This window comes from Streptomyces sp. NBC_00443, from assembly GCF_036014175.1.
Taxonomy (GTDB): domain Bacteria; phylum Actinomycetota; class Actinomycetes; order Streptomycetales; family Streptomycetaceae; genus Streptomyces.
On record NZ_CP107917.1, the window covers coordinates 6,441,675 to 6,464,276 of the forward strand.

At 70.4% G+C, this 22,602-nt stretch carries 21 protein-coding genes; 14 read left to right on the forward strand and 7 right to left on the reverse strand.

What is annotated here, in order from left to right:
• Positions 1-79: 79 nt before the first annotated feature.
• The 3 genes from OHO27_RS29395 to OHO27_RS29405 are packed head-to-tail and all read right to left on the reverse strand — an operon-like array spanning position 80 to position 3,326.
• Positions 80-1,486, reverse strand: coding sequence for an NAD(P)/FAD-dependent oxidoreductase (locus OHO27_RS29395; RefSeq protein ID WP_328427977.1), 1,407 nt, complete (start codon positions 1,484-1,486; stop codon positions 80-82).
• Positions 1,483-2,706 (reverse strand): MAB_1171c family putative transporter, encoded by a 1,224-nt coding sequence (locus OHO27_RS29400; protein WP_443059723.1) that lies wholly within the window; start codon positions 2,704-2,706, stop codon positions 1,483-1,485. Before OHO27_RS29400 ends, OHO27_RS29395 begins: the two co-directional genes overlap by 4 nt.
• Positions 2,707-2,708: 2 nt before the next feature.
• The gene (locus tag OHO27_RS29405; protein ID WP_328427979.1) at positions 2,709-3,326 is read right to left on the reverse strand and encodes a toxin-antitoxin system, toxin component family protein; all 618 of its coding nucleotides are present in this window, start codon (positions 3,324-3,326) and stop codon (positions 2,709-2,711) included.
• A gap of 253 nt (positions 3,327-3,579) precedes the next feature.
• Here OHO27_RS29405 and OHO27_RS29410 point away from each other — a divergent pair, with 253 nt between their 5' ends.
• The 6 genes from OHO27_RS29410 to OHO27_RS29435 all read left to right on the forward strand — a co-directional run bounded on the left by OHO27_RS29410 (position 3,580) and on the right by OHO27_RS29435 (position 10,194).
• Positions 3,580-4,938 carry an extracellular solute-binding protein gene (locus tag OHO27_RS29410; protein ID WP_328427980.1) on the forward strand — a complete coding sequence of 453 codons (1,359 nt, stop codon included), beginning with the start codon at positions 3,580-3,582 and terminating at the stop codon, positions 4,936-4,938.
• The gene (locus OHO27_RS29415) at positions 4,935-5,882 is read left to right on the forward strand and encodes a carbohydrate ABC transporter permease (RefSeq protein WP_328427981.1); all 948 of its coding nucleotides are present in this window, start codon (positions 4,935-4,937) and stop codon (positions 5,880-5,882) included. Before OHO27_RS29410 ends, OHO27_RS29415 begins: the two co-directional genes overlap by 4 nt.
• Positions 5,879-6,739, forward strand: a complete 861-nt coding sequence (locus OHO27_RS29420; protein ID WP_328427982.1) for a carbohydrate ABC transporter permease — start codon at positions 5,879-5,881, stop codon at positions 6,737-6,739. Before OHO27_RS29415 ends, OHO27_RS29420 begins: the two co-directional genes overlap by 4 nt.
• Before the next feature lie 114 nt (positions 6,740-6,853).
• Positions 6,854-8,368 (forward strand): arabinosylfuranosidase ArfA, encoded by a 1,515-nt coding sequence (gene arfA, locus OHO27_RS29425; protein WP_328427983.1) that lies wholly within the window; start codon positions 6,854-6,856, stop codon positions 8,366-8,368.
• Positions 8,369-8,454: 86 nt separating this feature from the next.
• Positions 8,455-9,339 carry a sulfite exporter TauE/SafE family protein gene (locus tag OHO27_RS29430; protein WP_328427984.1) on the forward strand — a complete coding sequence of 295 codons (885 nt, stop codon included), beginning with the start codon at positions 8,455-8,457 and terminating at the stop codon, positions 9,337-9,339.
• A gap of 195 nt (positions 9,340-9,534) precedes the next feature.
• Positions 9,535-10,194, forward strand: coding sequence for a DUF4360 domain-containing protein (locus tag OHO27_RS29435; RefSeq protein WP_328427985.1), 660 nt, complete (start codon positions 9,535-9,537; stop codon positions 10,192-10,194).
• A 79-nt stretch (positions 10,195-10,273) separates the two neighbouring features.
• Here the strand turns inward: OHO27_RS29435 and OHO27_RS29440 are convergent, their stop codons facing one another.
• Positions 10,274-11,038 carry an intradiol ring-cleavage dioxygenase gene (locus tag OHO27_RS29440; RefSeq protein WP_328427986.1) on the reverse strand — a complete coding sequence of 255 codons (765 nt, stop codon included), beginning with the start codon at positions 11,036-11,038 and terminating at the stop codon, positions 10,274-10,276.
• Between the two features lie 204 nt (positions 11,039-11,242).
• Here OHO27_RS29440 and OHO27_RS29445 point away from each other — a divergent pair, with 204 nt between their 5' ends.
• The 4 genes from OHO27_RS29445 to OHO27_RS29460 all read left to right on the forward strand — a co-directional run bounded on the left by OHO27_RS29445 (position 11,243) and on the right by OHO27_RS29460 (position 15,207).
• Positions 11,243-12,193, forward strand: coding sequence for a phosphotransferase (locus OHO27_RS29445; RefSeq protein ID WP_328427987.1), 951 nt, complete (start codon positions 11,243-11,245; stop codon positions 12,191-12,193).
• A gap of 238 nt (positions 12,194-12,431) precedes the next feature.
• Positions 12,432-13,571 carry a class I SAM-dependent methyltransferase gene (locus OHO27_RS29450; RefSeq protein WP_328427988.1) on the forward strand — a complete coding sequence of 380 codons (1,140 nt, stop codon included), beginning with the start codon at positions 12,432-12,434 and terminating at the stop codon, positions 13,569-13,571.
• Between the two features lie 129 nt (positions 13,572-13,700).
• Complete coding sequence (locus tag OHO27_RS29455; protein ID WP_328427989.1) at positions 13,701-14,078, forward strand: peptidase inhibitor family I36 protein; 378 nt, start codon at positions 13,701-13,703, stop codon at positions 14,076-14,078.
• A gap of 151 nt (positions 14,079-14,229) precedes the next feature.
• Positions 14,230-15,207 carry a winged helix-turn-helix domain-containing protein gene (locus OHO27_RS29460; protein WP_328427990.1) on the forward strand — a complete coding sequence of 326 codons (978 nt, stop codon included), beginning with the start codon at positions 14,230-14,232 and terminating at the stop codon, positions 15,205-15,207.
• Here the strand turns inward: OHO27_RS29460 and OHO27_RS29465 are convergent.
• Positions 15,164-15,427, reverse strand: a complete 264-nt coding sequence (locus OHO27_RS29465) for a DUF397 domain-containing protein (RefSeq protein ID WP_328427991.1) — start codon at positions 15,425-15,427, stop codon at positions 15,164-15,166. The genes OHO27_RS29460 and OHO27_RS29465 overlap by 44 nt on opposite strands.
• The gene (locus OHO27_RS29470; RefSeq protein ID WP_328427992.1) at positions 15,424-16,260 is read right to left on the reverse strand and encodes a helix-turn-helix domain-containing protein; all 837 of its coding nucleotides are present in this window, start codon (positions 16,258-16,260) and stop codon (positions 15,424-15,426) included. The genes OHO27_RS29465 and OHO27_RS29470 overlap by 4 nt, the downstream gene beginning before the upstream one ends.
• 130 nt (positions 16,261-16,390) lie before the next feature.
• On the opposite strand from OHO27_RS29470, the gene OHO27_RS29475 reads away from it, so the two are divergent.
• The 3 genes from OHO27_RS29475 (at position 16,391) to OHO27_RS29485 (ending at position 17,959) form a co-directional block, all read left to right on the forward strand.
• On the forward strand, positions 16,391-16,876 hold the full coding sequence (locus OHO27_RS29475; RefSeq protein ID WP_328427993.1) for an ATP-binding protein: 486 nt from the start codon (positions 16,391-16,393) through the stop codon (positions 16,874-16,876).
• A 98-nt stretch (positions 16,877-16,974) separates the two neighbouring features.
• Positions 16,975-17,544 (forward strand): RNA polymerase sigma factor, encoded by a 570-nt coding sequence (locus tag OHO27_RS29480; protein WP_328427994.1) that lies wholly within the window; start codon positions 16,975-16,977, stop codon positions 17,542-17,544.
• 28 nt (positions 17,545-17,572) lie between these two features.
• A complete protein-coding gene (locus OHO27_RS29485; protein ID WP_328427995.1) occupies positions 17,573-17,959 on the forward strand; it encodes a hypothetical protein in 387 nt (128 codons plus the stop codon).
• Positions 17,960-18,030: 71 nt separating this feature from the next.
• Here the strand turns inward: OHO27_RS29485 and OHO27_RS29490 are convergent, their stop codons facing one another.
• Positions 18,031-21,324: an AfsR/SARP family transcriptional regulator gene (locus tag OHO27_RS29490; RefSeq protein WP_328427996.1), complete on the reverse strand. Its 3,294-nt coding sequence runs from the start codon at positions 21,322-21,324 to the stop codon at positions 18,031-18,033.
• Between the two features lie 249 nt (positions 21,325-21,573).
• On the opposite strand from OHO27_RS29490, the gene OHO27_RS29495 reads away from it, so the two are divergent.
• Positions 21,574-22,551, forward strand: coding sequence for an arabinan endo-1,5-alpha-L-arabinosidase (locus tag OHO27_RS29495; RefSeq protein ID WP_328427997.1), 978 nt, complete (start codon positions 21,574-21,576; stop codon positions 22,549-22,551).
• The last annotated feature ends 51 nt before the right edge of the window (positions 22,552-22,602 follow it).

Sequence of the window (22,602 nt, forward strand, 5' to 3'; positions counted from 1 at the left end):
GACGAGTATCCCGAACCGACCGTCCGCGCCGCCGGGAATATCGCGAGCGACTGCGCGACTGACAGCAGCCCCGACACCCCTACCCCAGCCCCGCCGACTTCCGCTCCTCCGCGGTCAACGGCGGTCCGTTGAGAGCCGGCTTGAGCGGGCCGATGGCTGCGGCCAGTAGGACGGACGGGGACAGCAGTACCTCGGCGGCGCGTTCCAGGGACGTCACGTCCGTGACTCGGCGGGCGATTCGGCCGTTGCCGGTGGCGGTGTGCATGAGGCGGCCCACGTAGGCCGCGACGAGCCGTTCGCGGAGGGTGGGGCCGGTTTCTGTCGCGCCCGGGTAGAAGACGTCCTGCCCGATGGCGAGGTCCCAGGCCGCGCCGACCGGGCGGGCCACCGCCTTCTGGACGCGGCGTGACAGGCCCGGTGCGGCCCAGCCCTGACGGCCTATCACATTTCGCAGGATCACGGCGCTTTGGGCGGCGACCGCCAGGCCATGGCCGTAGACCGGGTTGAACGCGGCGAGGGCGTCACCGAGGACGACGAAGTTCTCCGGCCACACCGGCATCCGCTCATAGAAGTAGCGGCGATTGACGGTGGCACGGGTGACCGACACGTCGGACAGCGGCTCCGCGTTCTCGAGCAGTTCGCCGATCAGCGGGTGGCGCAGCTTCTCGCGGGCCCACGGAACGAAGTCCTCGGCCACGTCGGTGGGTTCGCCGCCCCGGGTGCCGGACAGGGTGACGATCCACCGGCCGTTCTCGATCGGCAGCAGGAAGCCCGCCCGGCCCGGTCCGCCGGCCCGTGGGTCGGGCTGCACGTTGACGACCGGGAAGCCGTCCCTGGCGTCCTCGGGGGCAAGGTAGAGCCGACTGGCGTACGCCAGCCCGGAGTCGACCTCGCGCCGCTGAGGTGCGGGAAGACCGAGGGCCCTGAGCCACCGGGGCGCCCCGGAGCCGCGGCCCGTGGCGTCGACGACCAGGCCTGCCCGGAGCATGCGCTCGGCGCCGTCGTGCGCCCGGATCCGTACGCCCGTCACGGCGGCGTCCGTACCGGCCAGCCCCACCGCTTCCGCCCGCTCGACCAGCTCGATCCGCTCGTCGGCGAGGACCTGCGCCCGGATCGTCGCGTCCAGCAGGTCCCGGCCGGCCAGGATCACATGGTGGGACTCGGGCCAGCGCCGGAACCAGCCCCGCGCCGACATGGCAACCACGTCCGTCGTGACCGGCAGGCGGCGCGCCCCGGCGTCCCGGAGCACCTCGGTGACCCCCGGCAGCAGCTCCTCCATGGCCCGGACCCCGCCCGACCACAGCATGTGCGCGTGCCGTGCCTGCGGCAGCCCCTTGCGGGGGTCCGGACCGCCGGGCAGGGTGTCCCGGTCCACTACGAGCACACGGTCGACGAATCCGGCGAGCACGCGGGCCGCGAGCATGCCGGTGTGGGATCCCCCCAGGACGACGGCGGTTCTGACGTCTGGGGCGGGGCGTTCATTCATGCGGGGGCACTCTCTGCCGGGGCGGTCGCTCGGGCGCGTACCGCCTCGATGTCGTTGGGATGGCGGAGGGCTCGGGACACGGCCTGGATCTCCCGCAGCAGATACGCGGTGTCCGGGCCGGACGGGGAGGCGTCGGCGTCGGCCTTCGGGGACCGTTGCCTGACGTCGACGGCGTCCAGGATCGTCACGGCCGCGGCGAGGGCCTCCGCCCGGGTGGGCTCGAAGCCGAGGGCGAGGGCCGCGTCGTAGGACCGTCCGCGCAGGTCCTCGTCGAGGTGCCGGGACACCTGCAACAGCCCGTCGCGGACGAACGTCTCACGGCGGATCAGCCGCAGTTCCGGGGTGCCGCGCAGGGTGATGGGCTCGCGTGCGCCGTTGACGGACCGCATCAGCACGGAGAGGGGACGCAGGTGCCGGTGGCGTCGCCGGATGCGCCAGCGCTCGTGCAGGTACTGGCCGGCGTGCGGGATGATGAAGCCCACCGCGACCAGGGAGGCGGAGACGCAGGCGGCCGACGGCGCCAGGTCGGTGCTCAGCCAGTCCAGATCGTGGCCCGTCCACCGGGCGACCACGGCGGTGAGCTTGGACGCGTCGAAGAGCAGGTTCGTCGCGTAGCCGACGCCCAGGAACCGCAGGCCCCAGCGCAGCCACGCGTCGAGGCCCTCGGTGCGGATCCAGTTCCAGATCAGCCGTGCCGTGATCGTGCAGGCCACGGTGTGCGCGAGAAGGTAGAGCAGGATCTGCTCGCGCATGAAGGGCGTAGTGGCGTAGTACGTGTCCAGGTCCCGCAGCCGTTCCACGGGAGCGTCCGCGAGCGCGAAGAGCGCCCACAGGGTGATGACCACGCCTGCGTAGACGGAGACGACCCAGCGGGTCGCGCGGCGCGTGGCGGCCGAGCGGTTGGACAGGCCGTTGCGCCAGGCGATGATCATCAGCAGCCAGGACGCGCACAGCGCGGTGATGAGCGAGTACACCCAGGGGGCCGAGATGTTCGGTACCCCGGTGACGCGGTTGGTCCAGGCGATGGTGGCCGGGGCGGCGAAGACGAACACCGCGCAGGCGAACAGCAGCAGGCCGCCGACGGCGCGCAGCAGGGGGTCCCGCCACATCCTGAGGATGCTGGGCAGCTTGATCGCCAGGGCGGCGGCCAGGGCGACGGTGGGGATCCAGAAGGAGATATGGACATCGCCGAAGAGCCTTGAGGAGGTCGACGCCAGCACGGTCACCGCGCCGTCCTCCCGCTCCCGCTCCCGCGGTAGCCCATCGACCGCTGCACCGGCCCCAGCGCCACGTCCCCTCCCCGCCCCGACAACAGCGGCCGGAAGACAGCCGCCAGCCGGTGCCCGAAGTCGTCCGCCTCGGCCTCGTCCCGTTCCCGGGAGCCGTTGCGGGCGGCGACCGCGAGGGCGATGCCCTTCCAGCCGGGGGTGCCGGCGAGCGCGTGTGCGGCCGCCGTGCCGTCGGTGTGGTGGTGGCCGTGGCCGGCGTGCATGTGCCACAACTCATGGCCCAGGATGACCAGTTGCTGCATCGCCTCGGCCCGCTCCTCGACGATGACCAGGTCGAAGTCCTGGAACTCCACCCACAGCCCGGTCACCTCGATCTCGTCGGGAAACCGCTCGAACCGCAGCTCGACGGGCCGTCCGCCGCGCCGCGCGCTCATCTCCGCGCACAGCGCATGGCACAACTCGCGTACGTCGGCCGGGGGGTGGGGTCCGGCCCGCAGGGCGGCGCTCAGCTCGGAGGCCAGCTCACGCATCCCGGAACCGGAACGGGAGCGCCGCAGCCGCAGCACCGCAGCGACCCGGGCCGCCCTCGTGCGCGCGCCCGCGATGTCCATCGCACCCCCAGTTCCTCCGCCCGTCGGCGGGCCGTTCGAGCCTACGCGTCCGGATGTGTCCCCGTCATGTGGTCCGGCGGCCGTGGTTAAACGGGGAACGACCGCGAATGAGCCGGGGGAACGACCGCGGATGAGCCGGGGAAGACCGCGTCGCTCGGATTCGTGCACAAACCATTGACTGGTAAGCGCTTGCAGCCTACGGTCCGTTCGAAGTTACGGGCGTATGTCGATATCTCGAACAGATAGGGCAGGAATGGGACGACCTGACCTCAATCGCAGGCAACTTCTGGCCACCGCAGGCGGATTGGCGGTGGCCGGCAGCTTCGGGTTCGCGGCGCTCGGGACGGGCGCGGACGCGCTCGCGTCCAGTGCCCGTACCCGGGTGCGCTACTGGAACCTCTTCCAGGGCGGCGACGGCACCAACCAGGTCGCGATGGTGGACGCCTTCCGCAAGGCGCACCCGGACGTCGCCGTCAAGGACTCCACCCTCACCTGGGGCGGCCCCTACTACACCAAGCTCGCCATGGCCGCCGCAGGCAACCGCGCGCCGGACCTCGCGGTGATGCACCAGGGCCGTATCCCCGGCTTCGCGCCGGGCCGCCTGCTCGACCCCTGGGACGTGGGTCTGCTCGCCGAGTACGGCGTACGGGACGCCGACTTCAACCCCGTGCTGTGGCGCCGCGGCATCGTCGACGGCGAGTTGTACGCCCTGCCCCTCGACATCCACGTCCAGCTGAACTTCTACCGCAAGGACGTGTGCGAGAAGGCCGGCCTGCTGGACTCCGACGGCCGCCTCCCCGCCGCCGGGTCCCCCGACGAGTGGTTCGAGATCCTCGCGGCGGCCAAGGGACAGCTGAAGAAGGGGCAGCAGACCCTCGGGCTGCACGCCAGCGACCAGAACTTCGCCTGGTGGTTCTTCGTCTCCTTCTACCAGCAGCTCGGCGGCTCCTACTTCGACGAAGACCAGGCCCAGGTCACCTTCGACACCGACAAGGCCACCCAGGTCCTGGAGTTCCTGCGCAGGAACGTCACCGAGGGCTACGTCACCGTCGGCGAGGCGGACGGCGAGGCCTTCATCGCCGGATCGCCCTTCACCTGGGAGGGCAACTGGTCGGTGCCCTACTTCAACGGCGAGAAGATCGAGTACGGCGCCCAGCCCCTGCCCCCGGTCTTCGGCACCCCGGCCACCCACGTCGAGTCGCACGCCTTCGTCCTGCCCCACCAGGCCGACCGCGGCGGCGCCCCGAACGAAGGCGCCTACGAACTCGCCGCCTACATGGTCTCCCACGCCACCACCTGGGCGAACGGCGGACACGTACCCGCCTATCTGCCCACCTTCAAGGACCCCGGCTACCTCGGACTCACCCCGCAGAACGAGTACTCCGGGCCCGCCATGGAACACCCGGCCACCGAACCCCACATCTGGTTCGCGGGCTCCACGGGCATCCTCGCCACCCGCCTCGGCCCGGTCATCGCCTCGTCCACCCTGGGCTCGGCGCAGCCCGACGCGGCGGCCCGCCGGATGAAGTCCCTCCTGCACCAACTGCTCACGGCCAAGAACCCCATGACCGGCCTGACGGCAGCCCGGGAACTGAAGGGAGCGGGCGCATGAGCAGTACGACCACCACGGTCGCCCAGGGGGTGCTGCGCCCCCGCGCGACCACCGCCGCCGACTCCGCCCGACTGCGCTGGGGCAACCGTTTCCAGCACGGCGGCTGGTTCGTCGCCCCGTTCTTCGTCCTGTACGGCCTCTTCGTCATCCTGCCGGTCGTCCGCGGTCTCTACCTCAGCTTCACCGACGCCAACATCTCCGGCGACCACACGAGCTTCGTCGGCCTCGACAACTACCGCGAGGCGCTCAAGGACGACCTGGTCTGGGACTCCCTCACGCACAGCGTGCAGTTCACCCTGTACGTCGTCCCGGCCATCGTCGTCGTCGCGCTGCTGATGGCCCTCGTCGCCCACCACACCGTGCACTTCAAGTGGCTGTGGCGGCTTTGCTTCTTCGCCCCCTTCCTGCTGCCGTCCGCGGTCATCGGCAACCTGTGGTGGTGGCTCTTCCAGCCCACCAACGGCATGGTCAACCACGTCCTCGGCCTGGACGCCCCCTGGCTCACCCAGAAGTCCACGGCCCTGCTCGCCGTCGTCGTCGCCACCCTGTGGTGGACGGTCGGCTTCAGCTTCCTGCTCTACCTGGCCGCCCTCCAGAACATCCCCCAACACCTATACGAGGCGGCCGAACTGGACGGAGCCAACGCCTTCCAGCGCCTGCTCCACATCACCGTGCCGAACCTGCGCAACATCACCGGCCTGGTGATCGCGCTCCAGGTCCTCGCCTCGCTCCAGGTCTTCGACCAGGCCGTGGTCATGTACCAGTTCGGGCCCGGCCCCGAGGAATCGACCCGCACCTTCGTCCAGTACACCCTCGAACAGGGCTTCACGAGCTACCGCGTGGGCTACGCCTCCGCGATCTCCTTCATCCTGTTCCTGATCATCGCGGTCGTCGCCCTCGGTCGGATGTGGCTGCTGCGCAACCGCGAGGAGGGCGCCCGATGACGACCCCGACGACGCCCGTGCCGCGCAGGCCCCGCAGTACCTGGACCCCCGGCCAGATCGCGCTCACCCTGGTCGCCGCGGCCCTCTCGGCGATCTGGGTGGCCCCCCTGCTCTGGGCCCTGTCCACCTCCCTGAAGACCCCGACCGAATCGGTGGCCGCCCCGCACTGGATCCCCGACGACTTCACGCTGGAGTCGTGGAGGGGGGTCCTGGACGCCGGCAACATCCCCAACTGGTTCGTGAACTCGGTCGTGGTGTCCGTCTGCGTCACCTTCATCGTGCTGCTGGTGTCGTCGCTCGCCGGATACGGCTTCGCCCGTACGGAGTTCCGCGGCAAGTCGGCCCTGATGGCGGTCACGATGGCGGGCCTGATGTTCTCCCCGGCCGTCCTCGGCGTCCCGCTGTTCACCACCGTGCAGTCGCTCGGCATGGTGGACACCTACTGGGGCATGATCCTGCCGCAGTGCGCGCCCGCGGCGATGGTCTACATCCTCTACAAGTTCTTCCAGTCGCTGCCCCGCGAACTGGAGGAGGCGGCCTTCATCGACGGCGCGGGCCGCTGGCGGATCTTCTTCACGATCGTCCTGCCCCTGTCGAAGCCGTCCCTCTCGGCGGTGGGGATCTTCACCTTCATCGCCTCCTGGAACAACTTCATCTGGCCGTACATGGTGACCAACAACCCCGACCTGATGACCATGCCGAACGGCATCGCCACCGTCCAGAACGCCTTCGGCATCGTCTGGCCCCAACTCATGGCCGGCGGCATCATCGCGGGCCTCCCCCTGATAGCCGCCTTCGTCCTGTTCCAGAGCCAGATCGTAAGAGGCGTCGCCCATACGGGCCTGGCCGGCCAGTAGCGCCTCAAGGGGCGCGGGGCCGTCGCAATATGCGGCTCCGCCGCGGGGGCGCGATCAACCCCCACCCACCCGCAGCCGCCAACGATTCAGAACCACCCCCTTCGAAAGGCGACCATGCAAACCGCCCGCTTCACCCTCGACCCCGCCTTCACCATCGCCCAGGTCAACCCCCGTCTCTTCGGATCCTTCGTCGAACACCTCGGCCGCTGCGTCTACACCGGCATCTTCGAACCGGACCACCCGACCGCCGACGAGACCGGCATCCGCCAGGACGTCCTGGACCTCGTCCGTGAACTGGGCGTCACCACCATCCGCTACCCCGGCGGCAACTTCGTCTCCGGCTACAAGTGGGAGGACTCGGTCGGCCCCGCCGAGGACCGTCCCCGCCGCCTCGACCTCGCCTGGCACTCCACGGAGTCCAACCGTTTCGGCCTGTCCGAGTACATCGACTTCCTCCGCAAGATCGGCCCCCAGTCCGAGCCGATGATGGCCATCAACCTCGGCACCCGCGGCGTCGCCGAGGCCCTCGAGCTCCAGGAGTACGCCAACCACCCGGCCGGCACGGCACTCTCCGGCCTCCGCGTCTCCCACGGCGACAAGGACCCCTTCGGCATCCGGCTGTGGTGCCTGGGCAACGAGATGGACGGCCCCTGGCAGACCGGCCACAAGACGGCCGAGGAGTACGGCAGGACCGCCGCGGAGACGGCCCGCGCGATGCGCCAGATCGACCCGAAGGTCGAACTCGTGGCGTGCGGTTCCTCCAGCCAGGGCATGGCCACGTTCGCCGAGTGGGAGGCGACGGTCCTTCAGGAGACGTACGACCTCGTCGACTACGTCTCGCTGCACGCCTACTACTGGCCCGAGGACGGCGACGTCGACTCCTTCCTCGCCTCCGCCGTCGACATGGAGTCCTTCATCGAGAACGTGGTCGCGACGTGCGACCACGTGGGCGCCCGCCTCAAGTCGAAGAAGAAGATCAACCTTTCCTTCGACGAGTGGAACGTCTGGTACATCCCCGACTGGCACGAGCACGCGGACGGCATCGGGGAGCGGAACTGGCCCGAGGCCCCGAGGCTGCTGGAGGACAACTACAGCGTCATGGACGCGGTCGTCTTCGGCTCGCTCCTCATCGCGCTGCTGCGGCACGCCGACCGCGTCACCGTCGCCTGCCTCGCCCAGCTGGTCAACGTCATCGCGCCGATCATGACCGAGCCGGGCGGCCCGGCGTGGCGGCAGACGACGTTCTTCCCGTTCGCGCAGGCCGCCAAGTACGGCCGCGGCCAGGTGCTGGACGTCCGGGTGGACTCCCCGACGTTCGAGACGAAGAAGTACGGCGAGGCCGACCTGCTGCACGCCACCGCCGTGCGCGCCGAGGACGGCACGGTCACCGTCTTCGCGGTCAACCGCAGCCGCACCGAGCCGCTGCCTTTGGAGGTCGCGCTGAACGGCCTCGACCTGACGACGGTCGTCGAGCACAGCGCCCTCGCGGACACCGACCCGGACGCCCGCAACACCCTCGACGAGCCGGAGCGGGTCACTCCGCACGCCGTCGAGGGAGCGGCACTCAAGGACGGCGGCCTCACCGCCGTACTGGAACCGCTGTCCTGGAACGTGATCCGCCTGAGCTGACAGGACGGACGATCTTCACAGGGCCCCAAGACTGCGTTCAGCTTCCCAAAGGCTTTGCTCAGCTTGGGGCCCTACCGTCGCCCCCCATGCGCACGCTGATCCTGCTCGCCCTCGCGGGCCTCGGGGCCCAGCTCGTGGACGGCAGCCTCGGCATGGCCTACGGGGTGACCTCGACCACGCTGCTCCTGGCCCTGGGCACCAATCCCGCCGCCGCCTCCGCGACCGTCCATCTCGCCGAGATCGGTACGACGCTGATGTCGGGGGCGGCGCACTGGCGCTTCGGGAACGTCGACTGGAAGGTGGTCGGGCGGATCGGCGTACCGGGCGCGGTGGGTGCGTTCCTCGGGGCGACGGTGCTGTCCCGGCTGTCGACGGAGGTCGCGAAGCCGGTGATGTCCGCGATCCTGCTGGGGCTGGGTGTGTACGTCCTGGTCCGGTTCACCTTGCGGGGGCTGCCGGAGGGCCGGCTGGGCAGGCCGCTCGGGCGCCGGTTCCTGGCCCCGCTGGGGCTGGTCGCCGGCTTCCTCGACGCCACCGGGGGAGGGGGCTGGGGCCCGGTCGGTACGCCCGCTCTCCTCGCCTCCGGCCGGATGGAGCCGCGCAGGGTCATCGGCTCCATCGACACCAGTGAGTTCCTCGTGGCGGTGGCCGCGAGCCTCGGTTTCCTGTTCTCGCTCGGCTCCCAGGGCATCGACGGCATGTGGGTCGCCGCGTTCCTGCTGGGCGGTCTGGTCGCCGCGCCCCTCGCCGCCTGGCTGGTGCGGCTGCTGCCGCCGAGGGTGCTGGGATCGGCGGTCGGCGGAGTGATCGTCGTGACCAACGCCCGCACCCTGCTGCCGAGTGACGTGCTCTACGCCGCCCTGTACGCGCTGTGGGCCGCCGCCGTGGCGTACTCGGTACGCGCCCACCTCAAGGAGCGGAACGCGGCCGCGGCCGAGCCCGCCGAGGAGCGTCAGCCGGTCGGCACCTGACCGACCGGGCGGACACATCGGCATGTCTCAACTTGCCTGTGAATGGCTGGAGTTCGTCGTGGCCATGCCATGCGCGGCCCCCTACGATGCGAACGCCTTCGGCCTTCACGGAAAAGTCACTGTTCCTTCAAAGATTCAACCGGCTTGAAAACGGGGCCGGAGGCGCAGCCACCCCCCATCCCCAAGGAGAGCTCCATGGCACGTGGACTCCTGCGACTCCTGCTGAGCGGCGGCGCGCTGGCCGCTCTGCTCACCGCGACGTTGCCCGCTCAGGCCGCGCCGGCGTTCGAAGACCCGCCGCCGGACAAGATCGTCATCAAGGTCGCCACGGTGAACGGCTCCGGCTGCCCCCAGGGCACCACCGCCGTCGCCGTCTCCGAGGACAACACCGCGTTCACGGTGACCTACAGCGATTACCTCGCCCAGGTCGGCGGCAACTCCGATCCCACGGCGTTCCGCAAGAACTGCCAGCTCAGCCTGGTCGTGCACGTCCCCGGTGGCTTCACCTACGCCATCGCCAGCGCCGACTACCGCGGCTTCGCCGCCCTCCAGCCCGGCGCCAACGCCATGCAGAGAGCCTCGTACTACTTCCAGGGCTCACCGAACACGCAGTTCCGCAGCCACCCCTTCAGCGGCCCCCTCAACGACAACTGGCAGGCCACCGACGAGACAGACTGGGCCCAGCTGATCTGGGCGCCCTGTGGAAAGCAGCGCAACTTCAACATCAACACCGAGCTGCGCGTGAACGCCGGCTCGTCGTCTCCGAGCAAGGTCAGCTTCATGACCATGGACTCGACCGACGGTGACATCAGCACGGTGTACCACCTGGCGTGGAAGGAGTGCCCCGGCAAGTAGCAGTACCGCCTGCACAGGCCGAGCCGCGCCCGCTGATGGCAGCCGGGCGCGGCTTGGCGTCGATGCGGGTCAGGTCACGTCAGCTCTCCACCCCCAGGGTCAGCGCCCCCGCATAGCCGGCGGAGGGTGAACTGCCCAGTGCGGTCAGGGTCAGCAGTCCGGACGCGGCGCCTCCGTCGTCGTAGATGCCGTCCTGGGCGAGGGTGGTGCGTGGGACGGTGTTCGCGGCGTAGACGGCGAGCGCGGCGACCCGGGTCGTGATCGTCTCGTCGAAGAAGAGCTGGCCGGTGTGGAGTTCCTGGCCGCCGGTGAACGAGCCGTCGTCGGTGAGCGTGACGTCGGTGTGGACCTTGACGTGGATGTGGACGCACCGGCCGCGGTACCAGCCGGGGTACACGGACGTGATGCGCGCGACGCCGTCCGACGCCGTGAGCACGCCGCCCCGCAGGAAGGTGCCGTTGTCGGGCTCGTCGTGGCCGTTGTTGCCGACGAAGCCGGAGTACTCGCCGAGGGCGTCGCAGTGCCAGATCTCCACCAGGGCGCTGTTCAGCGGCGCGCAGGTGCTGTCGTCGACGACGGTGAGCGTGAGCTCCAGCGGGATGCCGGTCTTGTCCTCGCTGACGTCGGCCCGGACGAGCTGTCCGTCCAGGTAGTAGGGGCCTTCGGTCATCTCCTTCGTGAGCGTGCAGACGGCCGCGGCGGCGACGGGGGCCGGGTCGGCCGCCTCGGCTGTGGGGTCTTCAGGCGCGGCGGCGACGACCAGCGATACGGCCGTGGCGCCGGTGGCGATCAGCACGGTGCGGCGCCCGATCGCGGTGGGGGTTTTCCTCGAAGCGTCTGTCATGGACACGGCACCGTAGGGAGGCGTGCTGTTGATGGGCTGTGAGTTGAGCAAAGTGAGTACCTGTCAAGTTCCATGCAGGCCATGGAGGTTGTCCTGGGATGGGTGGTGTGGATCTTGGATTCCATGCCCGGCGCATATGGAGACGATACGCATCGTCTTGTATGGTGAGGTGTGGCCGTCGGAACATCACCTGGAACCGGAACCATGACCGAATTCGTGACACCGCAACACGTCGCTCGCCGCACCTCCGCCGCAGTTGACGCGGCTGTCGGAGCGGGGCGCGACCTCGGACTGACGGTGACTGATGCCACGCTGCTCCATGACGTCTTCTCCGTCGTGGTCCACCTGGCGCCCTCACCGGTCGTGGCCCGGATCCCCACCGTCCTGCCGCACTGCGAAGGCCTCGATTCCCTCGCGCGCCGCCAGCAGGCGGAACTCGACGTGACACGATGGCTCGCCGACCAGGGAACCCCCGTGATCCCTCCCAGCCCTTTCGTGCCACGGGAACCTGTTCAGCGCGACGGATTCTCGATGACGTTCTGGCAGTTCGTCGAGGAGGACCGGGACAAGGAACCCGACTACGTGGCGAACTCCGAAAGCGTTGCCGACCTGCACGCCGCGATGCGCTCATACCCGGGTCGTCTGTCGTTTCTGTCCGCGGCCGACCCGCGGTTCATCGCGGAAAGCCTTGGGCTGCTCGAAAGGCTCCCCGGCCTCATCGGCGCGAGCGAGTTGGACCGCGCACGCCGGGAGTGGCAGATCCTGGAACCCCTCGTGCGCTCACGCACGGCGTTCGAAGAAGCGTTCCCGGGGGTCGACCTCCAGCCCATCCACGGCGACTCCCCGCCCGCGAACATCTTCTCCGGGGCGGACGGGGACCTCTACGCCGACTTCGAGCTGGTCACCTTGGGCCCCGTCGAGTGGGACCTGGCCGCTCTCGGGCCCGTCCACGAAGCCGCCTACAACCGCGGCGCGCGGCGCAACGGCACGAGGCCGCTGAACGAGGACGTCCTGAGCTTCGTGAACGCCGTCGGGATGCTGCGGATCATCGCCTCCCTCACGCTCGTGCCACAGCTGCCCGAGTTGGTGGAGTACCTCAAGCCGGCTGTCGACCAGTGGCAGACGACGCCGTTCGGCGGGGGCATGCTCGGCTGACACCGACAAGTACGCGGCTGTGCGACCCTGTTGATGCCCTCTGTCTGAAAGGCTGGTCATGACCCGCGCCATGGTTCTCGGCATGGTTCTCGGCGACTTCTCCTCTCGCGCTTCGACGCGGGAGCGGTAGCCCCACCGGCCCTGACACGCGTGCCCGTGCCGCAGCACGGGCCGTTTGCCCCGCTCCTCGTCGAAGTGCTCTTCGTGCCCCTGCACGTTCGATCACGAGGAGTACTCGGTGTCCACCATCCACTGGACCGAGACGAACACCCCCCGTTCCGCCCACTGGCATTCCGAGAACGCGACAGCGCCGCCCCGTCGGGTCATCGGCGCGGACGACCGTATGAAAGCCGACACCGCCTACCGACTGGCCTGCGAAGGCACCGCCCTGCTGTGGCGCGGCGACTTCCACAACGCACGTCAACTCCTGCAGGCGATGGGCCGCCGCATCGACCGGAAGCCTCCTGGGCGAGGCGACAGCCCGGCGGAGGAATTCCACCTGCATCGCCGGACCCGCAACCACCGGGCCCGCGTGCTGGGCAGGCTGCTCGTTCTGCTGGAGGACGACTACCGCCTGAACCTGCGCAGAGCGCCCGATGTGCGCCAGGCATGCACCGAGGCGTACGGTCCGCCGTTCCGGCCGATGGCTGTCTCGCTGACAGAACTGCTCGGCGTGACCGGATCGCATCAGTGGCGCACGAAGGGCGTGGAGGTACCGGCCCTCGACGCTCGCCTTCACCCGCACTACGGAGTGTTCTCCCCCGTCAGGGGCGAATACGTCGACCTCGTCGCCCATGCACCACTCCCTGCGCCCGCGGACCGTCGCACAGGTCGCCGCACGGCGTTCGACCTCGGAACGGGAACGGGAGTGCTCGCAGCCGTCCTGGCCCGCCGGGGGATCGAGCGCACCGTGGCCACCGACATCAGCCCGCGTGCCCTGGCCTGCGCACGCGACAACGTCCGTCGGCTGCACCTCACCGGGCGTATCGGCATCGTGGGCCCCCGCCTCTTCCCGGACGGGCGCGCGGACCTCGTCGTCTGCAACCCGCCCTGGATCCCGGCCCGGCCCACCTCTGCCGTGGAGCAAGGCGTCTACGACTCGGGCGGCAGCATGCTCCGCAGCTTCCTGGACGGACTCACCGCCCATCTCGAACCGGGAGGTGAGGGATGGCTCATCCTGTCGGATCTGGCCGAGCATCTCGGACTCAGGACGCGCGGCGAACTGCTGGCCGGCATCGAAGCAGCGGGCCTGCGTGTGGTGGACAGAATCGACACCGGGCCGCGGCACCCACGGGCGAGGGACACCACTGATCCCCTCCACGCCGCCCGCGCCGCGGAAGTCACGTCACTCTGGCGTCTCTCGCCGGCAAATGACTGAACCGGCGTCGACGTTCCCCAACCCCGCCATGCGAGTTCGATTCGATCTGCGTCGAAGGCACGTGCGGGTGTGGCGCACGGACCGCAGGCTGGTCCTCGTACGCACGACAACGGGGAAAGGAAGAACCTCATGTCCATCCGTAAGCGTCGTCTCTCCCTCGGCCTGGCAGCCCTCGCCGGCAGCGTCGTCATGCTGGCGATTCCCACGTCCGCGCAGGCGGCCGGGGACCCGGCGACCTGGCCCTGCGACCCGTCGGAGTTCTGCATCTACCACGACGGGCAGGGCGGCGGCGCGCACTACTCGCTGTCGGACGGCGCGTCCAACCTGGGCCAGCTGGCGGGCGGTCTCAATGACCACGTGTGGTCGGTGAAGAACATCTCCGGCAGCTCGTGGTGCCTGTACCGGGACGCGGACTACGAGAACGAGATCCAGGTGATCCTGGACGGGCAGGCGCTCGACCTCGCGTCGCCCGTCCGGGACCAGGTCAGCTCCGTCGAGGAGTGCTGAGGAGCAAGCCCTGCCGGACCCTCCCGGAGAGGCGCCCCGCCGCACGTGACCGTGCGGCGGGGCGCTCGCTCCCCATGACTTCTGAGGGTGTCAAGAGGTGACGAACCCCGGAGCATGTGAGTGCACGACGTGCCGAACGGGGATGGCTCACATGGCCGTACGCATTCACTTCACCGACGACGATCTCGCCCAGATCAGGCTGGCGCAGGCTCCCGACCCCATGTGGGAGGCGCTGCTCAGCATGCACATGCTTCAGACGGACACCGGTTCCGCCGTCTTCGGCGGCTGGCGGCGCCGGGTGCGACGCGAATTACCGCGGGCCGTACGTCCGTTGCTCCGCATGGCCCCGCCCGTCGGCTACTCGGCCGACTTCCTCACCCCGGCCGCCGGCACGGGCGGCCTGGACGCCGGGATCGGGGCCTTGCTGTCCACACCACGGCAGCGGCTGCGGGGCGACCTGGTGGAACTGTCCCGCGCGGGCCGACGGCTGCCGCCCTGGGCGCGTTCCCTGGCCGACGGTGACAAGGAGGCCGTCGGCCACCTCGCGCGCGTCTTCCGGGCGTACTTCACGGCCGCGCTGGCCCCCTGGTGGAGTCGCCTCCGCACCCGCTTCGGCGCCGAACGTGCCGCCCACGGGCGGTACTTGGCCGACGGCGACCTCGGCGCGCTGCTCGGCGCCCTCCACCCCGGTCTCGTCTGGCGGCGGCCCGTACTGGAGGTTACGGGGCTGGGCGCGGACCGTGACGTCCGCCTCGACGGGCGCGGGCTCCTCGTCCTCCCGTCGTACTTCTGCTGGCGCAAGCCGACGCTGCTGAAGGATCCCGCGCTGCCGTGCGTCGTCGTCTATCCGATGACCCACGAGACGGTTCTGAGCGGGGGCGTCACCGGGCTCCGCTCGCTGAACGCCCTCCTCGGCCGCACCCGCGCCGGGATCCTCGAATCGGTCGCCGACCACGGCGTGACGACGACCGAACTCGCCCACGACGCGGGCATCTCACCGGCCACGGCCAGCCATCATGTGGGCATCCTGCGCAAGGCCGGGTTACTGAGCACGTGCAGGGCGGGCAAGGCCGCGCTGCACTCCGTTACGCCGCTGGGGCTTGCCCTGCTGGACGGACGTGCGCGATGAACTCCGTCCAGGTGGCGGGGGAGAGGGTGAGCGCGGGGCCCTGCCGGTTCTTGGAGTCGCGTACGTGGATGGTGTGGGGGCAGGTGGCTACCTCTACGCAGTCGCCGTCGCCACCGCTGCTGTAGCTGGACTTGTGCCAGGCGAGGGCCACTTCGACGCAGTCGCCCTGGCTACCGCTGCTGTAGCTGCTCTTGAACCAGGCCAGCTCGCTGGTGCTCATAGTTCTCCTCGCATCCGCTGCAACAGGCTCACGGAGTCTTCAGGGGTGAGAGCCTGCGAACGCATACTGGCATACCGCCTTTGGAGGACGCTGACCTCTTTCGCGTCGGAGATGAGCAGGCCGCCACGCTGGCCCTCGCAATAGGCGAACCACTTGTTTTCCGGGGTCTCAAGGAGCTGCATCGGGCCGTCGAGCCCCGAGTGTGTCTCTCGGACGGTCGGAATGATCTGAACCTCGACGTTCCGCACTCCGGCGATGTCCAGCACGTGATCAATGAGCTTCCGCGTGACGTCCGTACCGCCCGTTCGCCGCCGGAACAAGTGCTCCTCCAGGATGAAGGCGAACGCAGTGTTCGGCCGCTCCCGCAACAGCTGTTGCCGTTCGGCGCGCGCTTCCCATTGCGCCTCGATCTGCTCGTCGTCCAGAGGCGGGAGCTGATTCGTGAACAGCGTCCGCGCATACGCCTCGGTCTGCAACAACCCCGGAACCAACCGGCATTCGTACGTGTACAGCGTGATCGCCGTCGCCTCCAGCCGCGCCCACCGCCGAAACCAAGCCGCCAACCCCGGCTGCCGAGCCAGATGCGGAACCGACTTCAGCAACGCCCCGGTATTCCCCGTCACCCCCTCCGCCCGAACCGCAAACGTCGGATCTGGCATCCGCCGCCCCAACTCCACTGACACCACCGTGTGTTTGGACAGCCCCACCAGGTCCCCGAACTCCTCCCGGCTCAAACCGGCATGCTCCCGCAACGCCTGGACCACCGCCCCGAACGTCCGCAGACTGTCCGACGCCTCCGGCTCGCCACCCGCACCCACCACGCCATCGACCACGGTCGGTCACCTCCCGAACCCATGGTCACGGCCGGTGATGAGTACTGTCCAGTCCGTAACCGCGTACGTTGCCGCAGCGTACGCGCCTCTCACCTGGTGAACTGCCCGCCCCACGCGCCAGATTGAGCGCATGCCCGCACCCCACACCCCCCAACCCCCGGTTACCGTACGTACGTTCACCCAGCGCCTCAGCGCCACGCCGCGCGGCGCCCGCCTCGCCCGGCACCTCGCCGTGAACCAGCTCCACGCCTGGGGTATCCCGCACGGCAGTGTCGCCTCCGACGCCGTCGCGGTGATCGTCGCCGAGCTGGCCGCGAACGCCGTGACCCACGGCCGGGTCCCGGGCCGGGACTTCGAGCTGCGGCTGTCGTTGCCCACGGGCAGCATCCGCGTGGAGGTCAGTGACACCCGTACCGAGTCCCATCCCCCGAAGCCCGGCCACGTACGAAGTCCGCACCCCCTCGACGAACACGGCCGCGGTCTCGTCCTCGTCGAGGCGCTGGCCGACCGGTGGGAGGTGGTGGAACGGGGCGAGTCGCCCGGCAAGACCATCTGCGCCGAGGTCGACCTGCCGGGGTGGCTGGCCCTGGTCCGGATGCGCGGGGGCGGTCAATAGCCCACCCGTCCACCCGTCCACCCGTCCATCGGCATACCCGTCCCGCCGCTCAACGTTTGTTCCATCCTCGTTCCACACGCGCGCGGAACGCTGCCGCCATGAGCAAGCCATCGACCGATTCCTGCGGTTCCCGCAATGCGGCATTCGACGAGGTGTTCTGCGGGCTGTTGCCCAAGCTCTATGCCCGGGCGGCCGCTCTCACCGGGGCCGCGCAGTGGGGCGAGGACGCCGTTCACGACGTCTATCTGAAACTGGCCTCGCGGCCACGGAGGTTCCTGGAGCATCCGGAGCCGAGCGCGTACGCGTTCTCCGCGCTGTCGAGCATGACCCGGGACACCTGGCGGCGTGAGCGGCGGCAGGTGCCCGAACCGGACCCGGACCGCGACGCCGTCGGCTCCTGGGACGGTGGGGTGGAGCAGCGTGCCGGGGAGATCGAGGCGGTACGGCTGCTGGCGCAACTGCCGCGTCAGCAGGCCGGCGTGGTGATCCTGGTCGACCTGGACGGCTACACGACCGAGCAGGCGGCACGGATTCTCGGCATAGGGCGGGGGACTGCCGCCCGGTACCGGACGCGGGCCATGCGCCGACTGCGCGACCTCCTCCCGAGTGACTCACGTCACAGGCGTGCCGGACATGCGGGGCGGCGGCCCCGATCGTGTACGCGATGAAAGCCCGACACGACACGGGGAGTTGAACATGATCAAGCGTCGCATCCTGACCGGAACCCTCGCCGCCGTAGCGATGGCCGGCCTGACGGCCCCGGTGGCCGCAGCCGCGCCCGCCTCCGCACCGCAGCCCAAGGCCTGCGAGCTGTACGCCAACAACGTGGCGCAGAACGGGAACGAGCTCTCCGGGACGGGCGGTCGCCGAGGCTGTGCCCCCGGCGACTCCCAGAACGTCACGGTGACGGTCTACAAGTGGGTCGATCTGGGGCCCGACGAGAAGGTCGGTTCCGCCACCGACTCCGCCGCCAACACCGAGCTGACCGGTCGCGGCACCTGCAAGGGCAAGGGCTTCTACTACACCTACACGCAGGACAGCGCCGGCGGCGAGATCTACAGCCCGCGCGTCGAGATGTGCTGACCGGCCTGCAGCGCGCAGCGCGGAACACGTGCGGGGAGCGGTGGCCGGTGCCGCCGCCCCCGCACGGGCGTTCAGGCGAGGTCCCTGGGCGGCCGGGCACCCGTGTCCAGGAAAATGGCGCGGGCCCGGTGCCGGGCGGCCCGGGCGGCCGGGTCGCCCAGGGCGTGCAGGGCCTGGCCCAGGGCGACCAGGGTTCTGGCTTCGCCGAGGCGGTGGCCGGTGCGGCGGTGTACGGCGAGGGCGGTGCGGGCGCGGGAGCGTGCCGCCGCCGGTCGTCCTCGCGCGCTGTGGATGGCCGCGAGCTCGGTCAGCGTCCGGCCCTTGACGACGTCGAACCCGCCCCGGTGGGCGACGGCGAGTGCTCGGCGGGCGCAGGCCAGCGCCTCGCCGTGCCGGTGCCGTACGCGATGTGCCTCGGCGAGCCCGAGCAGGCTCTCGGCCTCGGTGCGCCGGTGGCCGACGTCACGGGCGACGGACAGGGCGCGCGCATGAGTCCGGGCGGCCTCCTCGGCGCGGCCCATCCGCAGGTGGGCGTCGGCGAGGGTGGTCAGGGCGATCGCGAGCAGCCGGTGCCGCCCGGTGTTCTCGGCGAGCCGGAGCGAGCGCTCGGCGTACTCCAGCGCCTGCTGGTGGTGGCCGAGGTCCAGTTCGATCCGGGCGGTGAGGTCGAGGGTGGTGGGGTTGGCGCTCTGCGGCTCGGCCGGTTCGCCGGGGTCGCGTACGCCGCTTTCGGATACGTCGGCGGCGGGCAGTGCCTCCGCGGCCTCCCTCAACCTGCCCTGCTCCCAGTAGACCGCGCTCAGTGCGGGCAGCCGGTGGGCCTGGTCACCGGCACCGGGGTCGTCATCGGCCCTGTGGTGCAGGCGCAGCGACTGCAGCAGATAGCGGGCGGACAGCTCCAGCCGCCCCCGGTCCCGGTACGCCAGGCCCAGTCCGATCAGTGCCTGCGCCTCGGCGTCGAGGCGGCCGGCCTCGCGGGACAGCCGTAGGGCTTGGGTGAAGTGGTCCACGGCGTCGTCGAGGCGTGCCGCCTCGGTGTCCGCCAGGCCCAGTCCGCCCAACGCCAGTGCCTGGCCCAGCACATCGCCGGTTCCGCGGTGCAGTCTCAGCACCTGGGTGTGGTGATGGACGGCCTGCGGGTGATTGCCCGCATCGCAGTGCGCGATGCCCAGGCTGCGGTGCATGGCCGCCCGAGCATGGCTGTCACCGTCGGCCTCGGCCGCCCGAAGTGCTGCCTCGGCGGCGGCCCGCCAGGCGCCGCGCGGCAGCCGGAGCCAGCAGTACCGCAGCAGCGATGCCATCAGCAGCCAGGCGAAGCGCCGCCGGGTTCGTGGACCGGTGCCGGCCGCGTGCTCCACGGCGGCGAGCAGGTTGGCGCGTTCCGCTTCCAGGCGGCTCAGGGCGTCGGCGGCCCCGTCCGGGCCGGCGGGTGTTCCGTGCGGGCCGGCCGGATCCCGCGGGAGCTGCGGGTACTGCCAGGGCAGGGCGCCGCCCGCGGCCTCGGCGGTGCGCAGGTGGAGAGCGAACAGCCGCTCCTCGGCCGCCGCCCGCTCCGGCGCCGGCTCCTCTGCTGCGGCCCGCTCACGGGCGTAGTCGCGCAGCAGGTCGTGGAAGCGGTACCGGTCGGGTGCGGGGGACTCGATCAGGTGCGCCGTCGCCAGGGTGGTGAGCAGGGCACCCGCCGTCGACTCGGACGTGTCGAGGAGCGCTGCCGCGGCGGGCCGGGTGAGGTCGGGGCCGGGTACCAGGCCGAGGAGGCGGAAGAGCCTGCGGGCGTCGGGGGCCAGGGCTCGGTAGGACAGGTCGAAGGCGGCGCTCACGGCGGAGGAGCGGTCGTCGTCCAGCTCCAGCGCGGCCAGCCGGTCCCCGTCCGCCAACCCGGCGGCCAGGTCCGCGATACGCCGGTGCCGGTCCCCGAGCAGCTGCGCGGCGGCCACCCGCAGCGCCAGCGGCAGCAGGCCGGCCCGGCGGGCCAGTTCATCGGCTGCCTCCGGTTCCGCGGTAACCCGCCGCTCGCCGAGTACGGCGGCCAGCAGCGCCCGCGCTTCCCCGGGGGCGAGGACGTCGAGGCGCAGCGGGTCGGCGCCGTTCTGGGCGATCAGACCGGTCAGCCGGTGGCGGCTGGTGACCAGCACCCGGCACGTCGGGCTGCCGGGCAACAGCGGCCGCACCTGCCGTACGGAGGCGGCGTTGTCCAACACGATCAGCATCCGCCGCCCGTCCAGCAACGAGCGGTAGCGGCGGGCCTGTTCGTCCGCATCGGCGGGGATCTGCTGGGGCCTCAGCCCCAGACTCCCCAGCAACTGGCCGAGCGCCTCCTGCGGGGTCATGGGAGCCCTGTCGTGGTCGAAGCCGCGCAGGTTGACGTACAGCTGCCCGTCGGGGAACCGGTCACGCACCCGGTGAGCGGCGTGCACGGCCAGCGCGGTCTTGCCGACACCGGCGGCTCCGCTGATGACGGCGATCGCCACGGGGCTGCCGGCCTCGGGCGTCCCCCCTCCGGCCGTCAACAGGGCGGTCAGCCAGGTCAGGGCATCGGTGCGGCCACTGAACCCCGGTACGTCGTGCGGCAGTTCGGCAGGCGGAACACGTGAGGCGACGGGTCGCGGTGCCGGTTCCGGTGCCTGGGTCGTGGTGCCGCGCAGGATCTCCCGGTGCAGGGTCTGTAACTCGGTGCCCGGGTCGACGCCGAGTTCCTCGGCGAGACGGCGGCGGGTGTCCTCGTACGTCTCCAGGGCCTCGGCTTGGCGGTCGCCGCGGTACAGGGCGGTCATCAGGTGTCGTACCGGGCGCTCGTCCAGCGGATGGGCCGCGACCAGCTGCCGCAGCCGCTCCAGCGCCCGGCCGTGCCTGCCCAGCCGTAGTTCGGCCTCGTGGTGGTGGAGTTCGGCCGTGAGGCGTTCGTCGCCCAGTGCGGCTCGTGTCTCCCGCGCCCAGGTGCCGCCCAGGCCGGACAGGGCCTCCCCGCGCCACAGGGAGAGGGCGTCGCGCAACAGGCCCGCGGCCGACTCGCCGGATGCCGTACGAGCCTCGCCCACCAGCCGACGGAACCGGTGGACGTCGACGCGCTCGGGATCGACGTCGATGAGATAGCCGCCGGAGCTGCGCGCCAGTCGGACGCCGAGGGCCTCCGCGTCCCCGGAGCGCAGGGCGCTGCGCAGCCGGCCGACGTATCCCGACAGGAGATTGCGGACCGAGCCCGGCGGATCCTCGCCCCACACCCGGTCGATCAGCCGCTCCGCCGGCACGACCCGGCCCGCCTCGCACAACAGCACCGCCAGCACGCACCGTTGCTTGGCATGCCCGAGGTCGACCGCCCGCGCCCTCCGGTGTGCCTCCACCACGCCGAGCACCCGGAACTCCACAGGGCCTCCCCTCACATCGCTGCCCTGGGCCTCTCCTTGAGCCTCGATCGTCCGCCGCGGCCCTAAACGGCCGGTCAACGGATCTTCAACGTATCCACACCGACGGCGAAGAGTCGTCGGTGTGGATACGGCTGTTGCTGCGCGGACCATTGACGCGCAAGGGGTTCGATTCTACGGTCCCGTTCGAATCTGCGAGCGCCGTTCGGTATATCGGCCGACGACCCGGCCCCCACCGCAAGGAGGACCCGCATGCCCCCCACCCTCCGCAAGCGCACAGCCCTGATCGCACTCCCCGCCGCCGCTCTCCTCGCCCTCATCCCGTCCTCGGCGACCGCGTACCCCAACCCCGGCCGCGTCACCGGCGACATCGTCACCCACGACCCGACGATGCTCCGCACCTCGTCCGGCCAGTACCTGCTGTACGCCACCGGCGGCGGCATCGCCAACAAGACCTCCAGCGACCGCACCGCCTTCAGGAACGGTGCCGACGCGTTCTCCTCCCGGCCGGGCTGGTGGTCCACCTACTCCTCCGTGCCGGAGGCCTGGGCGCCGGACATCTCGTACCACGGCGGCAAGTACCTGATGTACTACTCCGTCTCGAAGTTCGGCTCGAACACCTCCGCCATAGGCCTCGCCACCTCCACCACCGGCCTGCCCGGCAGCTGGACCGACCAGGGCACCGTCCACACGTCGAGCTCCTCAAGCGACTACAACGCCATCGACCCGAACCTCTTCGTGAACGACGACGGCAAGTGGTGGCTTTCCTTCGGCAGTTGGTGGACGGGGATCAAGATGATCCAGATCAACCCGTCGACGGGGAAGCAGCTCTCCTCCAACACCACCCGCTACTCCCTCGCCTCCCGCCCGACCGGCACCAAGGCCGTGGAGGCACCCTTCATCGTGAAACGGGGCGGCTACTACTACCTCTTCGCGTCCTACGACACCTGCTGCGCGGGCACCAGCTCCACGTACAAGGTCAAGGTCGGCCGCGCCACCAGCGTCACCGGCCCGTACGTCGACAAGAGCGGTGTCTCGATGATGAACAACGGCGGGACCTCGGTCCTGGAGTCCCACGGCAGCATCATCGGCCCCGGCGGCCAGTCGATCATGAACGACGTCGACGGCGACCTGATCGTCTACCACTACTACGACGCCAACGACAACGGCACACCCAAGCTGGGCGTCAACCTCTTGAACTGGAGCAGCGGCTGGCCCGTGGCGTATTGATCAGGGTGTACCTGAAGCCGACCTGCCTGCAACGCCTTTAGGGGCGCGGGG

Coding starts and splice junctions, on each gene's coding strand:
- OHO27_RS29395 (WP_328427977.1), bottom strand. CDS start 1,486: ATGAATGAACGCCCCGCCCCAGACGTCAGAACCGCCGTCGTCCTGGGG.
- OHO27_RS29405 (WP_328427979.1), bottom strand. CDS start 3,326: ATGGACATCGCGGGCGCGCGCACGAGGGCGGCCCGGGTCGCTGCGGTG.
- OHO27_RS29410 (WP_328427980.1), top strand. CDS start 3,580: ATGGGACGACCTGACCTCAATCGCAGGCAACTTCTGGCCACCGCAGGC.
- OHO27_RS29415 (WP_328427981.1), top strand. CDS start 4,935: ATGAGCAGTACGACCACCACGGTCGCCCAGGGGGTGCTGCGCCCCCGC.
- OHO27_RS29420 (WP_328427982.1), top strand. CDS start 5,879: ATGACGACCCCGACGACGCCCGTGCCGCGCAGGCCCCGCAGTACCTGG.
- arfA (WP_328427983.1), top strand. CDS start 6,854: ATGCAAACCGCCCGCTTCACCCTCGACCCCGCCTTCACCATCGCCCAG.
- OHO27_RS29430 (WP_328427984.1), top strand. CDS start 8,455: ATGCGCACGCTGATCCTGCTCGCCCTCGCGGGCCTCGGGGCCCAGCTC.
- OHO27_RS29435 (WP_328427985.1), top strand. CDS start 9,535: ATGGCACGTGGACTCCTGCGACTCCTGCTGAGCGGCGGCGCGCTGGCC.
- OHO27_RS29440 (WP_328427986.1), bottom strand. CDS start 11,038: ATGACAGACGCTTCGAGGAAAACCCCCACCGCGATCGGGCGCCGCACC.
- OHO27_RS29445 (WP_328427987.1), top strand. CDS start 11,243: ATGACCGAATTCGTGACACCGCAACACGTCGCTCGCCGCACCTCCGCC.
- OHO27_RS29455 (WP_328427989.1), top strand. CDS start 13,701: ATGTCCATCCGTAAGCGTCGTCTCTCCCTCGGCCTGGCAGCCCTCGCC.
- OHO27_RS29460 (WP_328427990.1), top strand. CDS start 14,230: ATGGCCGTACGCATTCACTTCACCGACGACGATCTCGCCCAGATCAGG.
- OHO27_RS29465 (WP_328427991.1), bottom strand. CDS start 15,427: ATGAGCACCAGCGAGCTGGCCTGGTTCAAGAGCAGCTACAGCAGCGGT.
- OHO27_RS29475 (WP_328427993.1), top strand. CDS start 16,391: ATGCCCGCACCCCACACCCCCCAACCCCCGGTTACCGTACGTACGTTC.
- OHO27_RS29480 (WP_328427994.1), top strand. CDS start 16,975: ATGAGCAAGCCATCGACCGATTCCTGCGGTTCCCGCAATGCGGCATTC.
- OHO27_RS29485 (WP_328427995.1), top strand. CDS start 17,573: ATGATCAAGCGTCGCATCCTGACCGGAACCCTCGCCGCCGTAGCGATG.
- OHO27_RS29495 (WP_328427997.1), top strand. CDS start 21,574: ATGCCCCCCACCCTCCGCAAGCGCACAGCCCTGATCGCACTCCCCGCC.